The sequence below is a fragment of the Chitinimonas sp. genome (assembly GCF_041904975.1).
Classification (GTDB): Bacteria; Pseudomonadota; Gammaproteobacteria; order Burkholderiales; family Chitinimonadaceae; genus Chitinimonas.
On the sequence record NZ_JAYRLZ010000014.1, the window covers coordinates 12,464 to 33,899 of the forward strand.

The following is a 21,436-nucleotide window of genomic DNA, read 5'->3' on the forward strand; positions in this document are numbered from 1 at the left end:
TCCACCAGCCAAGGAAGACAACATGAGTGATTTTGCCGGCATGGATGATCTCCTGCAGGACTTCCTCACGGAAGCCTCGGAGTTGCTTTCTGATGTTGATAACAAGCTGGTTGAGCTGGAGAAACGCCCTGATGACAAGCAGTTGCTTAACGTCATCTTCCGCGGCTTCCATACCATCAAGGGCGGTGCGGGCTTTCTGAATGTCGATGCGCTGGTCAATCTGTGTCATCGCACCGAAAACCTGTTCGACAAGCTTCGCAATGGTGAGCTGACGCTGACACCAGAATTGATGGACGCGATTCTGGCTGCCACCGGTGTAGTTCGCGATATGTTTGGCTATCTGGCACAGGCAAGGCAGCCAGCCCCGGCAGAGGCCAGCTTGCTGCAGCAACTCGATGATGCGCTGGAAGGCAAGGCGGCAGCACCTGTTGCTCAACATCATGTGCCAGCGGTTCAGGCTGCTGTTGCAGTTTCCGGCAGCGAACCTGATTGGGTAGCCTTGTTCAATGCAGTTACCGGCAGAGCCGCACCTCCGGTGGCAGTACCAGCGGCGAGCCCTGCGCCGGTACGTGCGCTCCCTCCCGCTACCACATCCGCGCCGCCACCGGCACCGGTCAGTGCAGCCCCAGCCGCCCCCTTGCCGGCCGCACCTGTGGCGAAAACCAGCGCGCCAGCAGCTGAACCCGCATTGGGACTGCGTCCTGCAGCGCCCCAGCCTGCCAACAAGCCGGCAGCCGCCTCCCAGCAATTGGCATCGCAAGAAACCACCATCCGCATCGATACCAATCGTCTTGACCAGGTACTGAATCTGTCGGGCGAAATCGGCCTTACCAAGAACCGGCTGACAACGCTGCGCACCGACATTCTCGGCGGCAAAACCGATTCGGCGACACTGAAGGCGCTGGACGAAGCGATTGGCCAGCTTGATCTGCTGGTCAGCGATCTGCAGAACGCAGTGATGAAAACGCGGATGCAGCCAATCGGCCGGCTGTTCCAGAAGTATCCGCGCTTGGCCCGCGATCTGGCCAGGCAGCTCGGCAAGGATGTGGAACTGGTCATCACCGGTGAAGAGACCGAGCTTGACAAGACCATGCTGGAGGACCTGAACGATCCGCTGGTTCACCTGGTGCGCAACGCGGTGGATCATGGCGTGGAGACCATTGAAGACCGCATTGCCATCGGCAAGCCGCCCAAGAGTATTGTCCAACTGTCTGCCACCCAGGTGGGCGACCATATCCTGATCGAGATCACTGACGACGGCAAAGGGATGCGGCCAGACATGCTGCGCCGCAAGGCGGTTGAGAAAGGCCTGATCGATCTGGAAACAGCGAATAGCCTCGATGACAAACAGGCCCTGCAACTGGTGTTTCTGCCGGGCTTTTCGACCAAGGATCAAATCTCCAGTATTTCCGGCCGTGGCGTTGGCATGGATGTGGTCAAGACCAATATCCAGAAGCTCAATGGCCGGATCGACATCCAGTCGGTAATCGGCGAAGGATCCCGATTCGCGATTTCCCTGCCGCTTACCCTGGCCATCCTCCCGGTCTTGGTGGTCAAGGTGTGCAATCAGCCTTTCGGTGTTCCGCTGGCCATGGTGCGCGAAATCATTCCGATCCGCGCCGAGCATGTGCAAGAGGTATCCGGCCGCGCCACCATTGTGGTTCGGGACGAGATCCTGTCGGTTCGCTCCCTGGCGCGCTTGCTCGGCTGGGAAGAAACGCAGACGCCGCAGTTCGGCGTGTTGATGCAGTCGGGCGAGAATTCCTTCATCCTGGCCATAGACAGCTTTATCGGACGGGACGACGTGGTGATCAAACCTTTGCAGAACATCCGGCCACGCGGTATTGCTGGTGCGACGCTATCAGGAGACGGCTCTGTGGTGCTGGTCCTGGATATGGAAGATTTGCTCGATGACTCCCAGTCGGAGCAATCTGCCATCAAGACCAGCCAGTTTCTCGAGCTTCTTACCCACAAGGGTCGCTAGTTAAATTGCCAAGCCAAACGGCGGTCTGCATAATCAGGCTGCCGTTATCCCCCACCAGACTGCTTCGGCAGCGCGCGAGGCAACATGCAGAATAATGCGTTTATTGGTCGCCAACCTATCCTGAACCGCCAACAGCAAATCATTGGCTATGAGTTGCTGTTCCGTCTCGATCAGGCTTCGTTGAGCGCCGACTTTTCCAGCGATATGCAGGCCGGCACCAATATCCTGGTCAACACCCTGTCCAATATGGGTGCAGACTGGCTGGTGGGCAGCAAACTGGCCTTCGTCAATGTCGCAACCTCCATGCTTGAGAGCAACTTTCTGGAGCTGCTGCACCCGCAGCGGGTCGTGCTCGAAATCGTCGAATCGGTCAATGCCACGCCAGAATTGCTGGCACGCGCCAAGGAGCTGCGCGCTCAAGGCTTCGGCATTGCACTCGATGACTTCACCTACACACCGCAAACCGCGCCGTTCCTTGAATTTGCCAATTACGTCAAACTCGACATCCAGCAATTAGGCCTTGAAAACGTCAAGAGCCTGTCGCGGGAATTGCGCAAATTCCCGGTGTTGCAGGTTGCTGAAAAGGTCGAAACCAAGGACGAATTCAAGTATTGCCTTGATGTCGGCCTCGATTGTTTCCAAGGCTATTATTTTGCCCACCCGGAGACCCTGTCGGCCAAGGTGATCAACCCGGCCTATGCAAACATACTCAGCTTGCTGAATATGCTGCGCAACAATGCCGAGATCGCCGAAATCGAAAATGCACTGAAGCGCGATGTCGCGCTGTCGTTCAAGCTGCTGCGCTATATCAATTCGGCGGGCTTCGGCCTGTCGTGCGAGATCCACTCCTTCCGTCATGCCGTCACTATCCTCGGTTACCAAAAACTGTATCGCTGGCTGACCTTGCTACTGGTGACCGCGAGCTCCGATGCGGGCACACCGCCAGCCTTGATGAAGACGGCCGTCACCCGCGGTCGCTTGGTCGAATTGCTGGGCAGCCATATGCTCGATGGCACCGATCGCGACAATCTGTTCATCGTCGGCGTATTCTCCCTGCTCGATGTCATGCTCGACATGCCAATGGATCAGATTCTCGAGACCTTGCTGCTGCCCGATAGCGTGTCCGAAGCACTATTGTCACGCACCGGCATCTATGGACCTTTCCTTGAGCTGGCCGAGGCATGCGAAGACCCGGACATGACCAATGTGCCTTCTTTGAGCGAACACTTGCAGATCACGCCCGATATGCTCAACCGGGCACATGTGTCGGCGCTGGCTTGGGTGGAAGAACTCGGCGTCTGAGCTTGCTGCCATGCATTGCATGCAAAAGGGCCGCCCGATCGGGCGGCCCTTTTTCGTGGCACACACTGCTTCAGTGTTTGCCAGTACTTCCAAAACCGCCCTCGCCGCGTGTGCTGGCATCGAACGCGTCCACCACATTGAAGCCCACCTGCACCACCGGCACCACGATCAGCTGTGCAATCCGCTCCAGTGGCTGGATGACGAATACATCGGTGCCGCGATTCCAAACCGACACAAAAATCTGCCCCTGGTAGTCCGAATCAATCAGACCGACCAGATTACCCAGCACAATGCCGTGCTTATGGCCAAGGCCCGAGCGGGGCAGGATCATTGCCGCCAGTTGCGGATCTGCCAAATGAATGGCCATGCCGGTCGGCACCAGTGCGGTTGCACCCGGCGCCAGGCTCAAGGGCGCATCCAGACAGGCGCGCAGATCCAGCCCGGCAGAGCCCGATGTTGCATAGCCTGGCGGCTGCGTCTTCAGTCGTTCGTCCAGCAGTCGGATATCAATAGTCTTGTTCATGATTTGTTGTATTCCCGGTAAAGCCTAGCCGCGTGTTCGATGATGCCCCGCGCCACTTCTTGCTTCGACGCGCGCGGCAGACGGTGTTGGCCATGGTCATCGAGCACGATCACTTCATTGTCGTCCGCCCCGATCGCCGATTGCACCTGATTGGCCACCAGCATCGGCAGCTTCTTGCGGCGACGTTTTTGCTCGGCGTATTCGAGCAGGTTCTCGCTTTCCGCCGCAAAGCCGACGCAGAACGGCGGCACAGCGAGGCCAGCCACATTGGCCAGGATATCCGGATTGGGCGCCAGCTCCAGTGTCAGGATATGTGCATCCTTCTTGATCTTTTGCTCGGACGGATTCAACACATAGTAGTCGGCCACCGCTGCCACGCTGATAAACAGATCAGCCTTGGACACCACCGCATTGACGGCGTTGAGCATGTCCTTGCTGCTTACCACATCCACCCGGTTAACCCCGGTCGGCGTCGCCAGCGTGGTCGGGCAAGCGCGAAGCCCATCTTGCCGGAACTGGCATTGGTGATGCCGCGCACCGCATCGATGCGCTCGAAGGTAGGCCCGGCGGTCAGCAACACTTTCAAGCCGCGCAGGCTCTTGGGCTGGAAAAATGCCTCGATATGGTCAAACAACACGGCCGGCTCGAGCATCCGGCCAAAGCCGGTTTCGCCGCAGGCTTGGTCGCCCTCGTCAGGACCAAGCACGGTAATGCCGTCCTGCCTCAGTTGCGCCACATTGCGCAGATTGGGCGGGTTCTCCCACATTTGCCGGTTCATGGCTGGCGCCACCAGCAAGGGGCAGTCGCGCGCACTGCACAGGGTGGACAGCAGATCATCCGCTACGCCATGCGCCAGTTTGAACAGGAAGTCAGCCGATGCCGGCGCCACCAGAATCAGGTCGGCGCCTCGCGGCAGATCGATATGGGCCATATGGTTGTCGATACGCCCATCCCACAGCTCGGTAAACACCGGACGGCCCGACAAGGCCTGGAATGTTGCGGCAGTGACAAAGCGGGTGGCTGCCTCGGTCATCACCACCTGCACATCGAACCCCGCCTTGACCAGCAAGCGCGTCAATTCAGCCGATTTATACGCCGCCACCCCTCCGGTCACCCCGAGCAATACCCGTCTGGCGCGCGTCATCGCTTAGCCTCGTGCATGCATATTCCTTTGCAAAACCATGTAATCGATACGACAGTGTAAGGCATCACCGAAGAAGGCCAAAACCATGTCCATTGCCGACTGGCCCAGCGACGACCGCCCGCGCGAGAAGCTGCTGCTCAAAGGCGCGGCCATGTTGTCCGATGCCGAGTTGCTGGCTATCTTCCTGCGCACCGGCTTGCCCGGCAAAAGCGCGGTGGATTTGGCGCGCCAGCTATTGCAGCGTTTTGGCTCCTTGAACCAGCTGTTTCATGCCAGCCTTGCCGACTTCACCAGTATTGCCGGCATGGGCAGTGCCAAATATGCACAGTTGCAGGCAGTAGTGGAAATGGCAAGACGTGCACTGGCCGAGAACCTGACGCAACTACCGGTATTCAGCGATCCACAGTCGGTGCGCAACTATCTGCGCCTGTGGCTGGGCAGTGAGGCGCGCGAGACCTTTGGCGCCCTGTTCCTGGACAGCCAGCATCGCCTGATCAGCGCCGAATGCCTGTTTTTCGGCACCATCGACCAGGCTACGGTGCACCCGCGCGAGCTGGTCAAGCGCGGCATCGCCGTCAATGCGGCCGCCGTCGTGGTAGCGCACAACCATCCGTCCGGGCACGCCGAGCCCAGTGTCGCCGATATTGCGCTGACCAAACGCCTGCAGGACGCCCTGCTGCTGGTGGACATCCGCCTGCTCGATCATTTTGTGGTGACCACGGCAGACGCCGTTTCAATGGCCGAGCGCGGCCTGTTGCATAGCCACGGCTAGCACGCGTCAATCAAGTTGGCAAAAGGCATGCCGATAAGTTGCTCATAACAAGGCTGTGACAGGCAGCCAGGAGCGACTCACCATGATAATCGCACAATCGCAGCTTGCGCTGGCGAGCCAGCACCAGCACGCCTTCAGCACTACCAATCTGTCCGTCGTACAGCAAGATACGCCCGCGCAAACCCTTGCCCGACCTGAAGTCAGTCTGTCCGAGCAGGGTTTGGCCAGCCAGCAGGCCGACCAGCTCGACGAAACACTGCGCCAGCAATTGGCGGCAAGCCCGCTATGGCAGCTGGTACGTTTTCTGGTCAAGAAGATTACCGGGCAAGAGCTGGACATCGATGCCGTATTGGCAAACAGACATCGCGACCGCGCCAGCCCTCCCCCGCCACGCGCGTCGGACTTTGTCGCAGCCCCCACCCTGCCTGCAGCGAGTCAGCTGGTCGTTAGCCAGGAATCCGAACAAACCGGCTTTGCAGCAAGCGTTCAGCTTAGCACCGCCGATGGCCGGAAGTTCGCTGCCGAGCTGACACTCGCCCTTAGCCATGAAAGCCTGTCGATCAGCGCAGTTGCAGCTTCCAGCCCGCAACAGAAAGACCCATTGATCATCAACTTTGCAGCCGCCAGCGCATCATTAGGCAGCCAGCAAATAGGCCTGGACATCGACGCCGATGGCACGCCGGAGCAGGTGTCTTTTGTCGGGCCCGGCAGCGGCTTTCTGGCATTGGATCGCAATGGCAATGGCGAAATCGACGATGGCAGCGAATTGTTCGGCAGCCGCTCCGGCAATGGCTTTGCCGACCTCGCCAGCCATGACGAAGACCACAATGGCTGGATCGACGAGAATGACGCCGTGTTCGAGCAGCTGAAAATATGGACACAAAACAGCGCCGGAGGCCGGCTTCTGTTAAGTCTGAAACAAGCCGATGTCGGCGCCATTTCACTGCGCCATGCACCGACAGAATTCACCCTGCGCGATGAGCGCCAAATTGCCCGGGGCCAGCTACGCAGCAGCGCCCTGTTCCTGCACGAAAACGGTGCGCCGGGGACTATCCAGCAAGTCGATCTGAACGTTTGAGGTGCATCTGCCGCAAAGCCTTGTTGCATGCGGCATTCACGCTGATGGCAAAGCCCGCCCTTTCGTTGACAATCTTTCTGACGCAGGCGCAATATCCGGCACGCATTTTGGCTTCTTAGTGAGTTGCATCGCCGATGCCGCTTGAATCAACCGGAATCACCGCGTTTATAGTCAAAAGGGGAACTTCATGACCGTGGCTCGTTACAGCCTGATCGCCTCCGCCGTCCTGGCACTTGCCGCCTGCGGCGAGAAAAAGGTAGAACCCGCACCACAACCCGCCGAAGCCGCCAAGCCGGCTGCCGAAGCGCCAAAAGATACAACCGTCAAGATCGGTCATGCTGCACCGCTGACCGGCAATATCGCCCACCTGGGCAAGGACAATGAAAACGGCGTGCGCATGGCCATTGATGAACTCAATGCCCAGGGCGTCGAAATCGGCGGCAAGAAGGTCAAGTTCGAAATGGTGTCGGAAGACGACCAGGCCGACCCGAAGACCGCCACCACCGTGGCACAGCGCTTTGTCGATGCCAAGGTTTCCGGCGTGATCGGCCACCTCAATTCCGGCACCACCATCCCGGCCTCCAAGATCTACTCCGACGCCGGCATTGCGCAGATCTCCCCATCGGCTACTGCCGTGGCCTACACCGCACAAGGCTACAAGACAGCCTTCCGTGTGATCGCCAATGATTCCAAGCAAGGCAGCGCGCTGGGCGAATACGCCGCCGACACGCTGAAGGCGAAGAAGGTCGCCATCATCGACGACCGTACCGCCTACGGCCAGGGCCTGGCTGACGAATTCGAGAAGGCCGCCAAGGCCAAGGGCGTGGAAGTGGTTGATCGCGAGTTCACCACCAACCAGGCTACCGACTTCATGGCCATCCTCACCACCATCAAGGGCAAGAAGCCCGATGTGGTGTTCTATGGCGGCATGGACGCACAAGCCGGCCCGCTGGCCCAGCAGCTGAAGAAGCTCGGCATCAAGGCCAAGCTGATGGGTGGCGACGGCTTCCAGACCGGCGAATTCATCAAGCTGGCCGGCGACAATGCCGATGGCCAGTTTGCCTCGCAACCCGGTATGCCCAAGGACAAGATGCCTGGCTACACCGAGTTCGAGAAGAAGTACAAAGCCAAATTCAATACCGACATCCAGATCTACGCGCCATTCACCTATGACGCGACCATGGTGATGGTTGCCGCCATGAAGAAGGCAGGCTCCACCGAGCCGGCGAAGTATCTGCCGGAACTGGCCAAGACCGACTACACCGGTGTGACCGGCAATGTGAAGTTCGACGACAAGGGTGATGTCGTCGGCGGCGCCGTGACCGTTTACCAGGTCAAGGGCGGCAAGTGGGAAGCCGTCGGCACCGTGGGTGGCGCCGCAGCGCCAGCCGCAGCTGCACCTGCTGCCGAGGCGAAGAAGGAAGAAAAGAAAGACGAGAAGAAGTAAGCTCGTCATCGTGAAAGCGGCGTCGTCAGGCGCCGCTTTTTCATTGCCTAGGGAAGCCCTGAACGAATCGAGTTTTCAACTTGAGTAGCAGGTCCCGGGAAATGCGGGACTTCGCCGGAAGTGGGTTAGCTATTGATTCCTTGTGGATCCAGTCCTCCCCTTCCGCCCCCGCCTTGCGCGGGGGAACCGCGCTTTTAGCGCGTAAGTGGATTCGTTCAGAGCTTCCCTTGCGGGAAAATGCGCCGATCTGCGCGCTTTCCCGCACTACAGTTTTCCCCACTTAACTGACCAAACAGTCCTCGGCAGAATCGCCCAGCGCTTATTACAACAGCATATCGCGCAGGCATTCTCAGTACCACACCACCAACATCGAACGCCGCCAGGGGAGTCACGCGTGGACGTCTTTATCCAGCAACTATTGAACGGTCTGGTGGTCGGCAGCATTTATGCGCTGATCGCCCTCGGCTACACCATGGTCTATGGCATTTTGCAGATCATCAATTTCGCCCACGGCGAAGTGGTGATGATGGGCGCCATGATCACCATTTCCGCCATCAACCTGCTCAGCGCCGGCGGCGTCAATTTGCCCGGCCCCTTATTGGTGCTTGCCGGCATGTTGCTGGCAATGCCAGTGACCATGCTGATCGGCTTTCTGATCGAGCGTGTCGCCTACCGCCCCTTGCGCAAGGCACCGCGCCTCGCCCCCTTGATCACCGCCATCGGCATCTCCATTGTTTTGCAGCAGATCGCCGTGCTGATCTGGAAGAACAATCCGCGCTCCTTCCCCAATGTATTGCCGCAAGAGCCGCATAACATCTTGGGCGCCAGCATTACCGACCTGCAGATCGTCATCGTGTTGCTGGCCCTGCTGATCATGGCCGGCCTCTTGGTCATGGTGGAAAAAACCAAGCTCGGTCGCGCCATGCGTGCCGTGTCGATGAATCAGGCGGTGGCCGGCCTGATGGGGGTGAATATCAATTACGTGATTTCGATGACCTTCGTCATCGGCTCGGGCCTCGGCGCCATCGCCGGCGTGATGATCGGCGCCAACTACGGCCTCGCCTACCCCACCATGGGCTTCATGATTGGTCTGAAAGCCTTTACCGCCGCCGTGCTGGGCGGGATCGGCAATCTGGCCGGCGCCGTGGTGGGCGGCATCTTGCTCGGCATCGTCGAAAGCGTGGGTGCCGGTTACCTTGGCCCCTTGACTGGCGGCGTGCTGGGTAGCCAGTACCAGGACATCTTTGCCTTCATGGTGCTGATCCTGGTGTTGGTCCTGCGTCCATCCGGCCTGTTGGGCGAACGCGTCGCTGAACGCGCTTGAGCGGAGTCCTCCACATGCAAGCCACACAAACCACACGCAGCCCGGCGCAAATGGCCGGCTATCTGGCGCTCAGCATCATCCTGGCGGTGCTGCCCTTCGTCATCCAGCACACCTTGGGCAATTCCTGGGTGCGCAATCTCGACTTCGCCATGCTCTACATCATGCTGGCGCTCGGTCTCAATATCGTTGTCGGCTATGCCGGTCTGCTCGACCTTGGTTATATCGCCTTCTATGCGGTGGGCGCCTATACCTACGCCCTGCTCAATTCGCCCCACCTGACCCCCATGCTGGCCGGCACCCACTTCGCCTGGCTGCTGCATGCGCCACTGTGGATCGTGCTGCCGCTGGCAGCACTTTTGGCCGGCATGTTCGGCATGCTGCTGGGCGCGCCGACGCTCAAGCTGCGTGGCGACTATCTGGCCATCGTCACCCTGGGTTTCGGCGAAATCATCCGGCTATTCATGAACAACCTCGACCGGCCGGTCAATATCACCAATGGCCCGCAAGGCATCAATCTGATCGAGCCGGTCAGCATCGCCGGCCATAGCTTCAATCAGTCGCTGACCATTGCCGGGGTGGAATTCAGCAAGGTGCATCTGTACTACTACCTGTTCCTGGCGCTGGCCCTGCTGATCATCGTGGTCACCACCCGCCTGCAGAGTTCGCGCATCGGCCGCGCCTGGGTGGCGATTCGTGAGGACGAGATTGCCGCGCAAGCGATGGGCATCAATACCCGCAATGTAAAACTGCTGGCCTTCGCCATGGGCGCCAGCTTTGGCGGCGTATCGGGCGCCATGTTCGCCAGCTTCCAGGGTTTTGTCTCGCCAGAGAGCTTTGTGCTGATGGAATCCATCGTGATTCTCGCCATGGTGGTGCTCGGCGGCATGGGCCATATCCCCGGCGTGATACTCGGCGCCATCTTGCTGTTCCTGATGCCGGAAGTGCTGCGCGATATCGTCAACCCGCTGCAGGACAAGCTGCTGGGCGAACGGGTGGTCAACCCGGAAAACCTGCGCATGCTGCTGTTCGGTATTGCGCTGATCTTTGTCATGCTGGTCCGTCCGGAAGGCCTGTGGCCGTCCAAGCGTCGCAAGGCCGAGCTGCACGATAGCGATACCGAGAAAGCCGAAAAGTCCGCAAACAAGGAGGCCGCCCATGGCTGAGCTATTGCTGGAAATTGCCGGCATCCACAAGCGCTTTGGTGGCCTGCATGCCCTCAACGATGTGGCGCTGTCGATCAACAAGGGCGAAATCTATGGCCTGATCGGCCCCAATGGCGCCGGTAAGACCACCCTGTTCAATGTATTGACCGGGCTGTACCAGCCCGATGAAGGCAGCTTCCGCTTCAAGGGCATCGACCTGTTCCGCAAGAAGCCCAATGTGGTGGTGGAAAGCGGCATCGCCCGCACCTTCCAGAATATCCGCCTGTTCCACAATATGACGGCGCTGGAAAACGTGATGGTGGGCCGGCATGCGCGCACCCGCGCCAGTGTGCTCGGCGCCATCCTGCGCGACCCGACGACCCGGCGCGAGGAAGCGGCGATACGCGACCGCGCCCAGGCTTTGCTCGCCTATGTCGGCATTGCCCAGCATGCCGATGAGGCGGCCAAGAATCTGTCCTATGGCGACCAGCGCCGGCTGGAAATCGCCCGCGCCCTGGCCACCGACCCGGCCCTGTTGGCGCTGGATGAGCCAGCCGCCGGCATGAACCCGAAGGAAACCGACGATCTGAAGCGCCTGATGGAAAAAATACGCGCCGATGGCGTCACCATCTTGCTGATCGAGCACGATGTGAAGCTGATGATGGGCCTGTGCGACCGCATTGCGGTGCTCGACTACGGCAAGAAGATTGCCGAAGGGGTGCCGGACGAGGTGAAGAACAATCCACGGGTGATCGAGGCCTACCTCGGTGCCTCACCAGACTAAGCCGCAGGAACATCCATGAATAACGACAGCAAACTTCTCGAAGTCAAGGGCCTGCAGCTGGCTTACGGCGGCATCAAGGCGGTCAAGGGCATCGATATGGAAATCCGCCAGGGCGAGCTGGTGGCCTTGATCGGAGCCAATGGCGCCGGCAAGACCACCACGCTGAAAACCCTGTCGGGCATGCTCAAGCCCACTGCCGGCAGCATCATTTACGACGGGCAGGACACCGCCAAGCTGCCGGTTTACCAGTATGTGTCGCGCGGTCTCGCCATGGTGCCGGAAGGCCGCGGCATCTTTCCGCGCCTGACCGTGGAAGAAAACCTGCTGATGGGCGCCTACTACCGTAACGACAAGGACGAAATCGCCAAGGACCTGGCGCGGGTGTACGAGTTGTTTCCGCGCACCAAGGAGCGCTACAAGCAGCTGGCCGGCACCTTGTCGGGCGGCGAACAGCAGATGGTGGCCATTGGCCGCGCCATCCTGTCGCGCCCCAAGCTCTTGCTGCTGGACGAGCCTTCCATGGGCCTGGCACCGATCATCGTGCAGAAGATCTTCGAGATCATCCGCCAGATCGCTGCCGAAGGCGTCACCATGCTGCTGGTGGAGCAAAACGCCAAACTGGCGCTCAAAACCGCCAATCGTGGCTATGTGATGGAAAGCGGCCTGATTACCCATGCCGACTCTTCCGAGGCCTTGCTGGCCAATGAGAAGGTGCAGCACGCCTACCTGGGCGAGTAAGCCTGCGCAAGGGCGCGGTCAGCTGCCGGGCGATCCGGCCTTGCCGCGCCAGAGCGCTTATGCCGATTGCGGAAGGAATACGTTGGCATTTTGTCAGGCAGAGCTGCACGCATGTGCAAGCAGATTGACGCAGCCAGGCGGCTTGTTCATGCTGGCGGGGCAGTCGTCACCCTCCTGTTCGTCTTCTGTCAGATAAGCGCATGCTCGAAAACGTCAAACGGATACTGCCCTTCGGACAGTCGGGTCGTATCGGCAAGTTCAGCGCCGCCCTGAACAGCCGCCTCGATGCCAGCCCCATCCTTGCCATGCAGGCCCTTACCGAATGGTTGGGCAAAGAGTCCATACGCGGGCAGATACAGGAAGACGGCATCGAGCTATTGCAGGCCAACGATGAGGCGCTACGCGCCGTCGCCGAAGCTGCGGTGCGAGCCTTGCTCGATGCCTCGACCAATCAGGCCAAGACCACCCTGCTGCTACGCGCCCTGGTACCGTACAGCTGCATGCTGCGCGATCTGTATGGCAGCTTGCTGGCCAGTGACATTGTCAGCGCCGCCAAAAAAGCCGCCAATGCACCGCTGATCCGCGCCGCGGTGGCCAGTTGGCTGTTCTGGAATGGCCGCTATTTTTTTGCGCGATTCGTGCAGGATGGCCGGCCAAGCAAGCTGCCCTGGCATGAGATCCAGCCCACCGTTACCTTCTCGCTGGCCTTGCCCGGCAATAGCCGGCAAACAGCCGAGGCGCAGGAAGCCGAACAAGCGCCGCTGCGGCGCCAGCTGGCCAGCCTGGTGCTGCTGTCGCGCTCGCTCTCCGGCGATTTGCAGGGCCGCCAGCTGCTGGTGGCCGAGCGCATCGCCGAGAGCTTTGCCGACCATACCCATGTCAGCACCCAGCACAGCGCCAGCACACCGTTCGGCCATGCGCGCAATGACGACAATCCCCCCACCGTGCTGTCGCAGCTGCCCACCAAGAGCGAGCAGGCGCCGCAAGGGCTGTTTTACGGCCTGGCGGAAAGCGTGAAGGAGCTGGTCAGGCTGGAATACCAGATCCGCCTGCATGGCGAGCTGCCTCCCGCTCTCGATGGCGGCCAGCAGCTCTCGGTGGCCGAAGTGCTCACCGTCATCAAGCATTTGCAACATCGCTGGAATGGCCAGCGCATCAAGCGCCAGTCGGAACGACAGCACTTCAGCGGCGATGTCACCGTCCTGCATGGTTTTGCCGCCATCAGTGAACGCCTGCTGCCGCCCGCGCCACGCCGCCCTTATGCGCTTGATCCGGCCCGCCATGACGAGCATGCCGAAATCGTCGATGCCAGCTTGCATGGCCTCGGGCTGAAGCTGGTCAAGCATACCGGCTGGCTGACCGTGGGACAGCTGCTGGCGATCAAGCTTGATTCGGAGGCGTTCTGGCGCCTTGGCATCGTGCGACGCGCAGTCTTGCTCGGCCATCGTGAAATGCAGGCTGGTTTGCAGCTACTGGGCAAAGCCCCGGAACTGGTCAAACTGCGGCGACGCAGCCAGATTGCCCAGCTCGATAGCTCCAGCGAACTGGCACCGCAGCAAGCACAAAACGGCCTGCTGCTGCAGGGCGACGGCCCCAATGAACCGCCCCTGCTGATCTGTGCCGGCCACGACCTAGAAGTCGAACAAAGCTACGATATCGACCTGGCCAGCAGCGAGCGGCTGACCCTGCGTATTGGCGGCGTTGCCGAGCTGGGCAGCGATTGTGTGCTGTATAGCGCCCACCCCCATGATGGCGGCCGCACTGCGGCAAAATCCGCACTGAGCCAAAGCCCCGGCTAGCCCTGTGGTCGGACAAGCGCAGGCAGCGCTAGGCACTTGCCGCCTGCTGCGCCGCTGCCTGCTGTCGTGCCGATGCTGCGCCAGCAAAAGCCCGCCAGCCGCGCCGCGCTTCGCGTGTAAAATCGCGCACATTCAATTGATCGGACCACCCCATGTATACCGTTGTTACCGGTGCTGCCGGCTTTATCGGCTCCAACCTGATTCGGGCGCTGAATGCGCGCGGCCTGACCGACATCATTGCGGTAGACAATCTGAAAAACGGCGATAAATTCCGCAATCTGGTCGATTGCGAAATTGCGCACTATGTCGACAAGGAAGACTTTATCGAGCAACTCGATTCAGGCGACTTCGACGATGAAATCGACGCAGTGCTGCACCAGGGCGCCTGCTCCGACACCATGGAGCAAGATGGCCGCTATATGCTCGACAACAACTACCAGTATTCGCTGGCCCTGCTCGACTACTGCCAGCTGGAAAAGATTCCGTTCATCTATGCCTCGTCCGCCTCGGTATACGGCGCCGGCAAGGTATTCAGCGAAGCGCGCGAATGCGAAGGCCCGCTCAATGTTTACGGCTATTCCAAATTCCTGTTCGACCAGATCGTGCGTCGCCGCAGCGATGAGCTGAGCACCCAGGTGGTTGGCCTGCGCTATTTCAATGTGTATGGCATGCGCGAGAACCACAAGGGCCGCATGGCCTCGGTAGCCTGGCACCATTTCCACCAGTATCGCGAGCATGGGAAGGTCAAGCTGTTTGCCGGCTGCGATGGCTATGGCAATGGCGAGCAGCGGCGCGACTTTGTGTCGGTGGAAGATGTGGTCAAGGTCAATCTGCATTTTCTCGACCACCCTGGCCAATCGGGCATCTTCAACCTCGGCACCGGCCGCGCGCAGAGCTTCAACGAGCTGGCGGTGGCCAATGTCAATGCCTGCCGCCGCCACCAGGGCCTGCCCGCCCTGTCGCTGGAGCAATTGGTGGCGCAGGGCATCATCGAATACATCCCCTTCCCCGACGCGCTGATCGGCAAATACCAGAGCTATACCGAGGCCGATATCAGCAAGCTGCGCCAGGCGGGCTTCAGCGAGGCCTTCCTCGATGTCGAACAAGGCGTCGGCCGCTATATCGACTGGCTGTACCAGCGTGGCTGAACCGCCTTCGCTCAAGGCCCGCGCCATTGCCCTGCTGGCGCGGCGCGAGCATTCGCGCGCCGAGTTGCGCCGCAAACTGCGCGACGACCCACAAGCCGGCGAGCAGCTGGACACGGTGCTGGACGAGCTGGCCCAGGCCGGCTGGCAGAGCGACGCCCGCTTTGCCAGCGCCTATGTACACGACCACCTGGCCCGCCACGGCCGCCACCGGCTGCAAGCCGCCCTGCGCGAACGCGGCATTGCCGACGCGCTGATCGCCGAGGCGCTGGCCACCGTGCCGGAAGGCCAGGACGAAATCAGCCGGGCACGCGATATCTGGACCCGCAAATTCGGCCAGCGCGCAGCCGACAGCCGCGAATGGGCAAAACAGGCGCGCTTCCTGCAAAGCCGTGGCTTTGGCCATGAAGTGATTCGCAGGCTGTTGGGAGAGCAGGATGATTGAACTGCAAACTTGTAGGCGAGCGATCATTCCTTGGATAAAATACAGCGACACGTGGAGCAACGAACACAACCGCTTGCTAACCTTTCAGCTGATTTTTCATTTTGAAATTTTTAAATCATTTATTTAAAACAACCCTACAGTGACACACTTTTCAAAAAGTTAGCAGTTCCATAACCCATCAGTTCTGTATTTAGTAACCATCTAAAACGAAGGCAACAAAGGAGAGCACCATGAAAATTTTGGCATTTTTCATGTCAACCGCGTTAATAACAAATGCACAAGCTACCAATGGCTTGTTTTTCGCCAGTCAGCCAGGCGAATTTATCGGAGCAGGACTCACTCGCACATTTACCGATAGCGACGGCACATTCTCTGCAACATCCACTGGCATTTCTTTCATTGGTACAAAAGACAAATGGACAGTTTCACTACTTGCACCCGGAGGAAAACCGCTCGCCACTGGCATCTATCCGAATGCATTACATGCGGAGGTTTCAGACCCTAGTTTTCCGGGAATTTATGTCTCAGCCAATGGGCGCGAGTGTAAAGAAGCAAAGGGCACCTTTGCTGTCTCGGAAGTAGCTTACGATTCGAACAGTAAAGTCACCGCACTTGCCGCTGATTTTTTGCAATATTGCGACGGAAGCACGCGACCACTGCACGGCGCCATTCGTTTTAATAGCAACGTCCCGATTAACCCAACAGTTTATTCAAGCCCAACACTGGAAACACCAAACAGTGTCGAGGGCGACCTTGTTTCACTTTCAGCCGATAAGTCATTCGGGACACAGACATCGATCAGCACATTTCAGTGGGCGCAGGTTTCCGGCCCCACTGTAATTCTTACAGATGACTCTGCGTCCAATACGAAATTCCGCGCACCGGCAGTAAAAGTTGGAGGTGAGGATGTCGTATTAAATCTCACCGTTAAGGATGCGCAAGGGCATGCTTCAACAACCCCCATTACGATACCCATCAGCAGCCGAAGTGATATTCAAACTTACATGAGTTTCATTAGTGAAACTGGTGATCCTGTCGGTAAAGGACTAACCAAAACATTCTTGCCCGCTGACTGGAAAATCGATGCTTTTCGCAACGGCCTTAATGGCGTGACGATAAAATTTGACAACGGCATAAATTGGACGCTTGATTTTGCAAATGCATCAAGGACAGACCTAACACCTGGCATATTCACTGCTGCCCAACGATACCCCTTTGTCGAGGGAGTTAATACATTAAATCTTGCCGGTGAACACCGTGTCTGCAGCGATTTGAATGGCAGCTTTCAGATACATTCAATTAGCTATGCAGGATCGAAACCCGATGCCAAGGTAAGTCAATTTTCCGCCGACTTTGAACAAACATGCGTAGGTACCAAAAAAAAGCTTTCCGGAAAAATAAGAATTAACACACCTCCACCTGCAGGCACTTCTGTCCCCGGGGTTACACCTCCGACATCAGATGCTGGCATTGATCAAATAGTCGTCACGGGAAGAACAGTTATTCTCAACGGTAAAGGCTCGCACGCTGGGAGTGCGCCGCTTGACAAGTTTGAATGGTCTCAAGTGGCAGGCACGCCCGTTGGAATTCAAGGCTCGAACACGGAAACCGCGTCATTCTACGCCTTTAATAACAAAAACACCGATGAGGTATTAACATTTAAGCTAACCGTACGAGATAAAGATGGCTATAGTAGCTCAAAGTCCGTGAATGTAACAATCCGTCCGCTATCGTCAATTACTCCGGCCACATTCTCATCGACTGCGACACTGATCAATGGAAGGCTGTCACTTAAAGCAAACGCAAAGGTATCATCCATCGACGTTGGCAGCACAGGGAATATATACATAGCAGCACTCGCATCCGACATGCTTTGGGCCTATGACGGAAAGAATTGGGCACCCTTTGCCGGCACCAATCAAGCGCCTGCACAAACCACAACCCTTCAAGAAAGCACCTCCATCCCTCTGCTGGATAATATTGATCCCAGTCAATATACGGGCGTAGTACTCTTTATGGGGTATGGAGTGAGCATTTATGATGTGATTCAGAATCGGAGATTCGGAGAGATCTTTCGCTTCTAATTGACTCGACCTTCTGAAAATCACACCCAAGGATAGGCAGCCCGCCTATCCTTGGAATAACACTCCATGATCAAAGCAACGCCACAAATTTCCTTTTGCAGACCTTTTCACATCGAAGAAAATTGACAATCAGCTCAACCATCGACAATGCACACTCTGAGCGAGCATCAACCGGCACCATCTCATCACAAATAAATTAAGCAAAACACTCACAGCAGACTCGCGCAATTATAACCACCAAAACCTTTTCTCAACTCTTCGGCAAAACGATTCTAAAAACCCAAACTGAAAATAATCCACATAAATTTACACCCAAGCAATGCACAATATTCCTCGAAAAGATTTCGCAAACCAATAATCCCAAAACAACTTCAGACTGACTAGCAAAAATAGGACTCATCCTATTCTGCGGCGAGCCCTCTAGCAAAAGGACTGTAATGAACAGATAAAAAAAGATTGAAGTGAAAGAATTTTGCCCTCCTTCGCCTAGCAGTTTAGGGCGCTCAAGGAAATTGTAAGAAGGACCCCGGTTTGAAACAGCTGCATCATTACTTTGCCAGCCGTGCCGCCCGCACCAAGATTTTGTGGGTGTTGCTGAGCCTGAATCTGATCGCCTCCTGCGCCTACACCCTGTATGTGTGGAAGCTGAAGTCCAGCAGCGCGAGCGCGGCCATTGATACCCATCTGATTGCCGGGGTGAGCGCGGCGCCAAAGATTATCGGGCGCAGCTATCTGGCCAGTGCCAATGCGGCCGATGGCATCCACCCGGAGGCCTACCTCGCCATGGTGCGCGAGCTGAATGACTATTGCCAGAATGCCGGGCTGCGCTACCTGTATATGTTCACCGAGCAGGCCGGCAAGCTGGTGTATGTGGCCGATACCGCCAGCGAAGGCGAAATTGCCGCGAACAATTACGGGCATTTTTTCCAGCTATACGAGGTAGCGCCCGACCCGGCCATTCTCGCCACCTTGCGTGATGGCAAGACACGCTTTTCGGAATACACCGACCGCTTTGGCAGCTTCCGCTCCGCGTTCAAGGCCTATACCAGCCCCAGCGGCCGCGCCATGGTGATCGGCGCCGATGTCGATATCAGCTATGTGCATGCCGAGCTGAACAAGGCGCTGGAGCAATCCCTGGCTATCGGGGCGGCGGTGTTTCTGGCCGGCGTGTTTGCCTCGCTATGGCTGGCGCGTTTGCTGTCGGCACCGCTGGACCGCCTGACCACGGCGGTAGGCCAGCTGAGCCAGGGTGCGCGGCCCCGCCCGGTAGCGGTGCAGGGTGATGATGAATTCGCCCGGCTGGCCGATGCCTTCAACACCATGGCGGCGGCGATCAGCGAGCGCGATGCCGAAAAAGACCGCCTGCTGGCGCAGCTGGCCAGCAATGAGCAAGCGCTGGAAGCCACCGTTGCCGAGCGCACCCGCGCTTTGCAGATCGCCATCGATGCGCTGCGCGCCAACGAGCAGGAGCTGGAAGCCGCCCGCGCCAAGGCAGAGCAGGCCTCGCAGATGAAATCGCTATTCCTCGCCAATATGAGCCATGAGATCCGCACGCCGATGAATGCAGTGATCGGCATGGCGCATCTGGCGCTGCTGACCAATCTGAGCCCGAAACAGCGCGACTATATGGAAAAGATCCAGCGCTCGGCCAACCATCTGCTTGGCGTCATCAACGATATTCTCGACTTTTCCAAGGTCGAGGCCGGCAAGCTGACGCTCGATGCCGCGCCGCTATCGGTCGGGCAGCTGATGGAGCAGACCGCCAGCCTGATCAGCGCCGGCTGTGCCGACAAGGGGTTGGCGCTCGATATCGACATCGACCCGGACATTCCGCCCTGCCTGATCGGCGACAGCCTGCGCTTGGGCCAGATCCTGCTCAATTTCGCCAACAACGCGGTGAAATTCACCGATGCCGGGCAGATCAAGCTGGCTGCCAGCCTGCATGCGGTGCGCGCAGATGGCGTCACCCTGCGCTTTGCCGTGAGCGACACCGGCATCGGCATCAGCACCGAGCAGCAGGCCCAGCTGTTCCAATCGTTCCAGCAGGCCGATGCCAGCACCACCCGTAAATACGGCGGCACTGGCCTCGGCCTTGCCATTGCCAAGGAACTGAGCAGCCTGATGGGTGGCGAGGTCGGCGTGATCAGCACGCCGGGAGCCGGCAGTACCTTCTGGTTTACCGCCAAGCTGCTGCGCGGCCACGGCGAAGCGCCTTCGCCCGCCCGCCAGTGCGAACCCTCGCCGCGCCAACTCAGCGCCAGCCAGAGAATCTTGCTGGTGGACGACGACGACATGGGCCGCGAAATCGGCAGCCATCTGCTGCGGCAACTCGGCGTATCGGTGGATGTGGCCGAAGATGGCAGCGCGGCGTTACAGGCGCTGGCGCAGCATCGCTATGATCTGGTGCTGCTGGATATGCAGATGCCGGTTCTGGATGGCCTGGCCACGGTGCGCCAGCTGCGCAGCCAGCCGGCTTTGGCCGGCTTGCCGGTGATCGCCCTCACCGCCAATGCCATGCAGGGCGACCGCGAACGCTGCCTGCAGGCGGGCTATAGCGACCATCTGCCCAAACCGATCGATCCCAAGCAGCTGGCCGATATGCTGCATCGCTGGCTGGGGCAACGCGAACACGCCTGAGAAGCTGTGTGCAAAATCAGCGAGAGTCGTCAGCCGAGGGCGCCCAGCGCGCAAAAACCGGAATGTATTTTGCAAACAGCTTCCGAGGCAGTCCCCTTCCCTGCTTCGGCGCCTTGACTACGACGCCGAAGCGGCCACGACTCAGTAACCGTCGGCCGCTGCCTTGCCGATGTACTGTTGTAACAGCCCCACATCCAGTGGCGTACTCCCGCTCTTGCCGTTGAGGTAGTACACCGTACCGTCCTTCACCGCCAGATATTCATTGCTACTGCTGTAAAAGCGATAGGTATAGCCCTGGGCGCTGAGGCTGGTGGTGGCCTTGGGCAGGAAGTTGTCGGGGAAGCTGCGCTCCGCCCAGTTGAAGATGCGGTCCTCCGGCTTCGGTGCCATGGCGCTCTTCCACAAGCGCAACAGCTGGCGCAGGCTTTCCGGCTGGTTCTGTGGCTCGCTGGCGCCGGTTTGCGCTGCCTGGTTGATACCGTGGCAACTGGCGCAGACGCGAATCTCGCCGGGCTGGAAGGTAAGCCAGTAGCGCTCGCGTACCACCGGCGTCGCATTATTGGTCAGCTGCCAGGTCATGGCACGGCGGGCCGGCACCAGGGCGGCGGCCGAGCCATCCGGTGCCACCGCCACCGCGCCTTTCAGGCCCTGGAAGGCATTGACCGCCTTGGCATCATGCATCAGCTGGGCGATTACCCGTCGGCCGGCCCGTGGCGAGGCAGTGCCGCCTATGCCGCGCAGCTGGTCAGCCTGGAAAAACTGCAAATGGGTCAGGTCGTATACCTTGCCCGACTTGGGCGTGGCACTCGCCCCGCCCTTGATGCGCAGATTGTAGGGTTGCTGGCGGTCGGCCTTGTCGCGCAGGGTGACATTGCGGCTGACCACCACGGCGAGGTCGTTCTGCTTCAGGTAATTCTGGAACTGGGCGACATCCACCCCTTCCTGGGCGAACACCTGGCTCTCTGGCGCCGGCAACGGGCTGCTCAAGCGCGCCGGGCGGCTGCGTGGCCGTACTTCCACCGGGTTCAGCTCCCACAATGGGCCGTCGTAGCTGACCAAGGTATCCGGGTTGTAAAAGCTCACCGCCT

16 protein-coding genes and 1 pseudogene are annotated in these 21,436 nt (G+C 58.9%); 14 read left to right on the forward strand and 3 right to left on the reverse strand.

Going from position 1 to position 21,436, the window contains the following annotated elements; genetic code table 11:
- The first annotated feature begins 22 nt into the window (after nt 1-22).
- Both ACE3OH_RS02665 and ACE3OH_RS02670 read left to right on the forward strand, forming a co-directional pair.
- The gene (locus ACE3OH_RS02665) at nt 23-1,984 is read left to right on the forward strand and encodes a chemotaxis protein CheA (protein ID WP_374348023.1); all 1,962 of its coding nucleotides are present in this window, start codon (nt 23-25) and stop codon (nt 1,982-1,984) included.
- A gap of 84 nt (nt 1,985-2,068) precedes the next feature.
- On the forward strand, nt 2,069-3,286 hold the full coding sequence (locus ACE3OH_RS02670; RefSeq protein ID WP_374348026.1) for an EAL and HDOD domain-containing protein: 1,218 nt from the start codon (nt 2,069-2,071) through the stop codon (nt 3,284-3,286).
- 70 nt (nt 3,287-3,356) lie between these two features.
- Here the strand turns inward: ACE3OH_RS02670 and dut are convergent, their stop codons facing one another.
- Nucleotides 3,357-3,809 carry a dUTP diphosphatase gene (gene dut / locus ACE3OH_RS02675; protein WP_374348028.1) on the reverse strand — a complete coding sequence of 151 codons (453 nt, stop codon included), beginning with the start codon at nt 3,807-3,809 and terminating at the stop codon, nt 3,357-3,359.
- A pseudogene (gene coaBC / locus ACE3OH_RS02680) lies at nt 3,806-4,953 on the reverse strand (bifunctional phosphopantothenoylcysteine decarboxylase/phosphopantothenate--cysteine ligase CoaBC). The gene dut and the pseudogene coaBC overlap by 4 nt, the downstream one beginning before the upstream one ends.
- A gap of 85 nt (nt 4,954-5,038) precedes the next feature.
- Here coaBC and radC point away from each other — a divergent pair.
- The 12 genes from radC to ACE3OH_RS02740 all read left to right on the forward strand — a co-directional run bounded on the left by radC (nt 5,039) and on the right by ACE3OH_RS02740 (nt 20,348).
- Nucleotides 5,039-5,725 (forward strand): DNA repair protein RadC, encoded by a 687-nt coding sequence (gene radC, locus ACE3OH_RS02685; protein WP_374348033.1) that lies wholly within the window; start codon nt 5,039-5,041, stop codon nt 5,723-5,725.
- Nucleotides 5,726-5,807: 82 nt separating this feature from the next.
- A complete protein-coding gene (locus ACE3OH_RS02690) occupies nt 5,808-6,803 on the forward strand; it encodes a hypothetical protein (protein WP_374348035.1) in 996 nt (331 codons plus the stop codon).
- Nucleotides 6,804-6,990: 187 nt separating this feature from the next.
- Entirely contained in the window at nt 6,991-8,250 is a 1,260-nt protein-coding gene (locus ACE3OH_RS02695) for a branched-chain amino acid ABC transporter substrate-binding protein (RefSeq protein ID WP_374348037.1), read from the forward strand.
- A gap of 394 nt (nt 8,251-8,644) precedes the next feature.
- Nucleotides 8,645-9,574: a branched-chain amino acid ABC transporter permease gene (locus tag ACE3OH_RS02700; RefSeq protein WP_374348039.1), complete on the forward strand. Its 930-nt coding sequence runs from the start codon at nt 8,645-8,647 to the stop codon at nt 9,572-9,574.
- Between the two features lie 14 nt (nt 9,575-9,588).
- Nucleotides 9,589-10,737, forward strand: coding sequence for an ABC transporter ATP-binding protein (locus tag ACE3OH_RS02705; protein WP_374348042.1), 1,149 nt, complete (start codon nt 9,589-9,591; stop codon nt 10,735-10,737).
- Nucleotides 10,730-11,500 (forward strand): ABC transporter ATP-binding protein, encoded by a 771-nt coding sequence (locus ACE3OH_RS02710; RefSeq protein WP_374348045.1) that lies wholly within the window; start codon nt 10,730-10,732, stop codon nt 11,498-11,500. Before ACE3OH_RS02705 ends, ACE3OH_RS02710 begins: the two co-directional genes overlap by 8 nt.
- A gap of 15 nt (nt 11,501-11,515) precedes the next feature.
- The gene (locus tag ACE3OH_RS02715; protein WP_374348048.1) at nt 11,516-12,238 is read left to right on the forward strand and encodes an ABC transporter ATP-binding protein; all 723 of its coding nucleotides are present in this window, start codon (nt 11,516-11,518) and stop codon (nt 12,236-12,238) included.
- Between the two features lie 200 nt (nt 12,239-12,438).
- Nucleotides 12,439-14,037, forward strand: coding sequence for a hypothetical protein (locus ACE3OH_RS02720; protein WP_374348051.1), 1,599 nt, complete (start codon nt 12,439-12,441; stop codon nt 14,035-14,037).
- A 152-nt stretch (nt 14,038-14,189) separates the two neighbouring features.
- Nucleotides 14,190-15,185: an ADP-glyceromanno-heptose 6-epimerase gene (rfaD, locus tag ACE3OH_RS02725; RefSeq protein WP_374348054.1), complete on the forward strand. Its 996-nt coding sequence runs from the start codon at nt 14,190-14,192 to the stop codon at nt 15,183-15,185.
- On the forward strand, nt 15,178-15,627 hold the full coding sequence (recX, locus tag ACE3OH_RS02730) for a recombination regulator RecX (protein ID WP_374348056.1): 450 nt from the start codon (nt 15,178-15,180) through the stop codon (nt 15,625-15,627). The genes rfaD and recX overlap by 8 nt, the downstream gene beginning before the upstream one ends.
- A gap of 230 nt (nt 15,628-15,857) precedes the next feature.
- Nucleotides 15,858-17,711: a hypothetical protein gene (locus ACE3OH_RS02735; protein ID WP_374348058.1), complete on the forward strand. Its 1,854-nt coding sequence runs from the start codon at nt 15,858-15,860 to the stop codon at nt 17,709-17,711.
- 531 nt (nt 17,712-18,242) lie between these two features.
- A complete protein-coding gene (locus ACE3OH_RS02740) occupies nt 18,243-20,348 on the forward strand; it encodes a response regulator (RefSeq protein WP_374348060.1) in 2,106 nt (701 codons plus the stop codon).
- Nucleotides 20,349-20,489: 141 nt separating this feature from the next.
- Here the strand turns inward: ACE3OH_RS02740 and ACE3OH_RS02745 are convergent.
- Nucleotides 20,490-21,436 (reverse strand): hypothetical protein (locus ACE3OH_RS02745; protein WP_374348062.1); only part of this gene is annotated, 947 nt, incomplete at its 5' end.

What these genes read in the sequence shown, in the direction of transcription:
- ACE3OH_RS02665 (WP_374348023.1), top strand. Translation starts at nt 23, where the DNA reads ATGAGTGATTTTGCCGGCATGGATGATCTCCTGCAGGACTTCCTCACG.
- ACE3OH_RS02670 (WP_374348026.1), top strand. Translation starts at nt 2,069, where the DNA reads ATGCAGAATAATGCGTTTATTGGTCGCCAACCTATCCTGAACCGCCAA.
- dut (WP_374348028.1), bottom strand. Translation starts at nt 3,809, where the DNA reads ATGAACAAGACTATTGATATCCGACTGCTGGACGAACGACTGAAGACG.
- radC (WP_374348033.1), top strand. Translation starts at nt 5,039, where the DNA reads ATGTCCATTGCCGACTGGCCCAGCGACGACCGCCCGCGCGAGAAGCTG.
- ACE3OH_RS02690 (WP_374348035.1), top strand. Translation starts at nt 5,808, where the DNA reads ATGATAATCGCACAATCGCAGCTTGCGCTGGCGAGCCAGCACCAGCAC.
- ACE3OH_RS02695 (WP_374348037.1), top strand. Translation starts at nt 6,991, where the DNA reads ATGACCGTGGCTCGTTACAGCCTGATCGCCTCCGCCGTCCTGGCACTT.
- ACE3OH_RS02705 (WP_374348042.1), top strand. Translation starts at nt 9,589, where the DNA reads ATGCAAGCCACACAAACCACACGCAGCCCGGCGCAAATGGCCGGCTAT.
- ACE3OH_RS02710 (WP_374348045.1), top strand. Translation starts at nt 10,730, where the DNA reads ATGGCTGAGCTATTGCTGGAAATTGCCGGCATCCACAAGCGCTTTGGT.
- ACE3OH_RS02715 (WP_374348048.1), top strand. Translation starts at nt 11,516, where the DNA reads ATGAATAACGACAGCAAACTTCTCGAAGTCAAGGGCCTGCAGCTGGCT.
- ACE3OH_RS02720 (WP_374348051.1), top strand. Translation starts at nt 12,439, where the DNA reads ATGCTCGAAAACGTCAAACGGATACTGCCCTTCGGACAGTCGGGTCGT.
- rfaD (WP_374348054.1), top strand. Translation starts at nt 14,190, where the DNA reads ATGTATACCGTTGTTACCGGTGCTGCCGGCTTTATCGGCTCCAACCTG.
- ACE3OH_RS02735 (WP_374348058.1), top strand. Translation starts at nt 15,858, where the DNA reads ATGAAAATTTTGGCATTTTTCATGTCAACCGCGTTAATAACAAATGCA.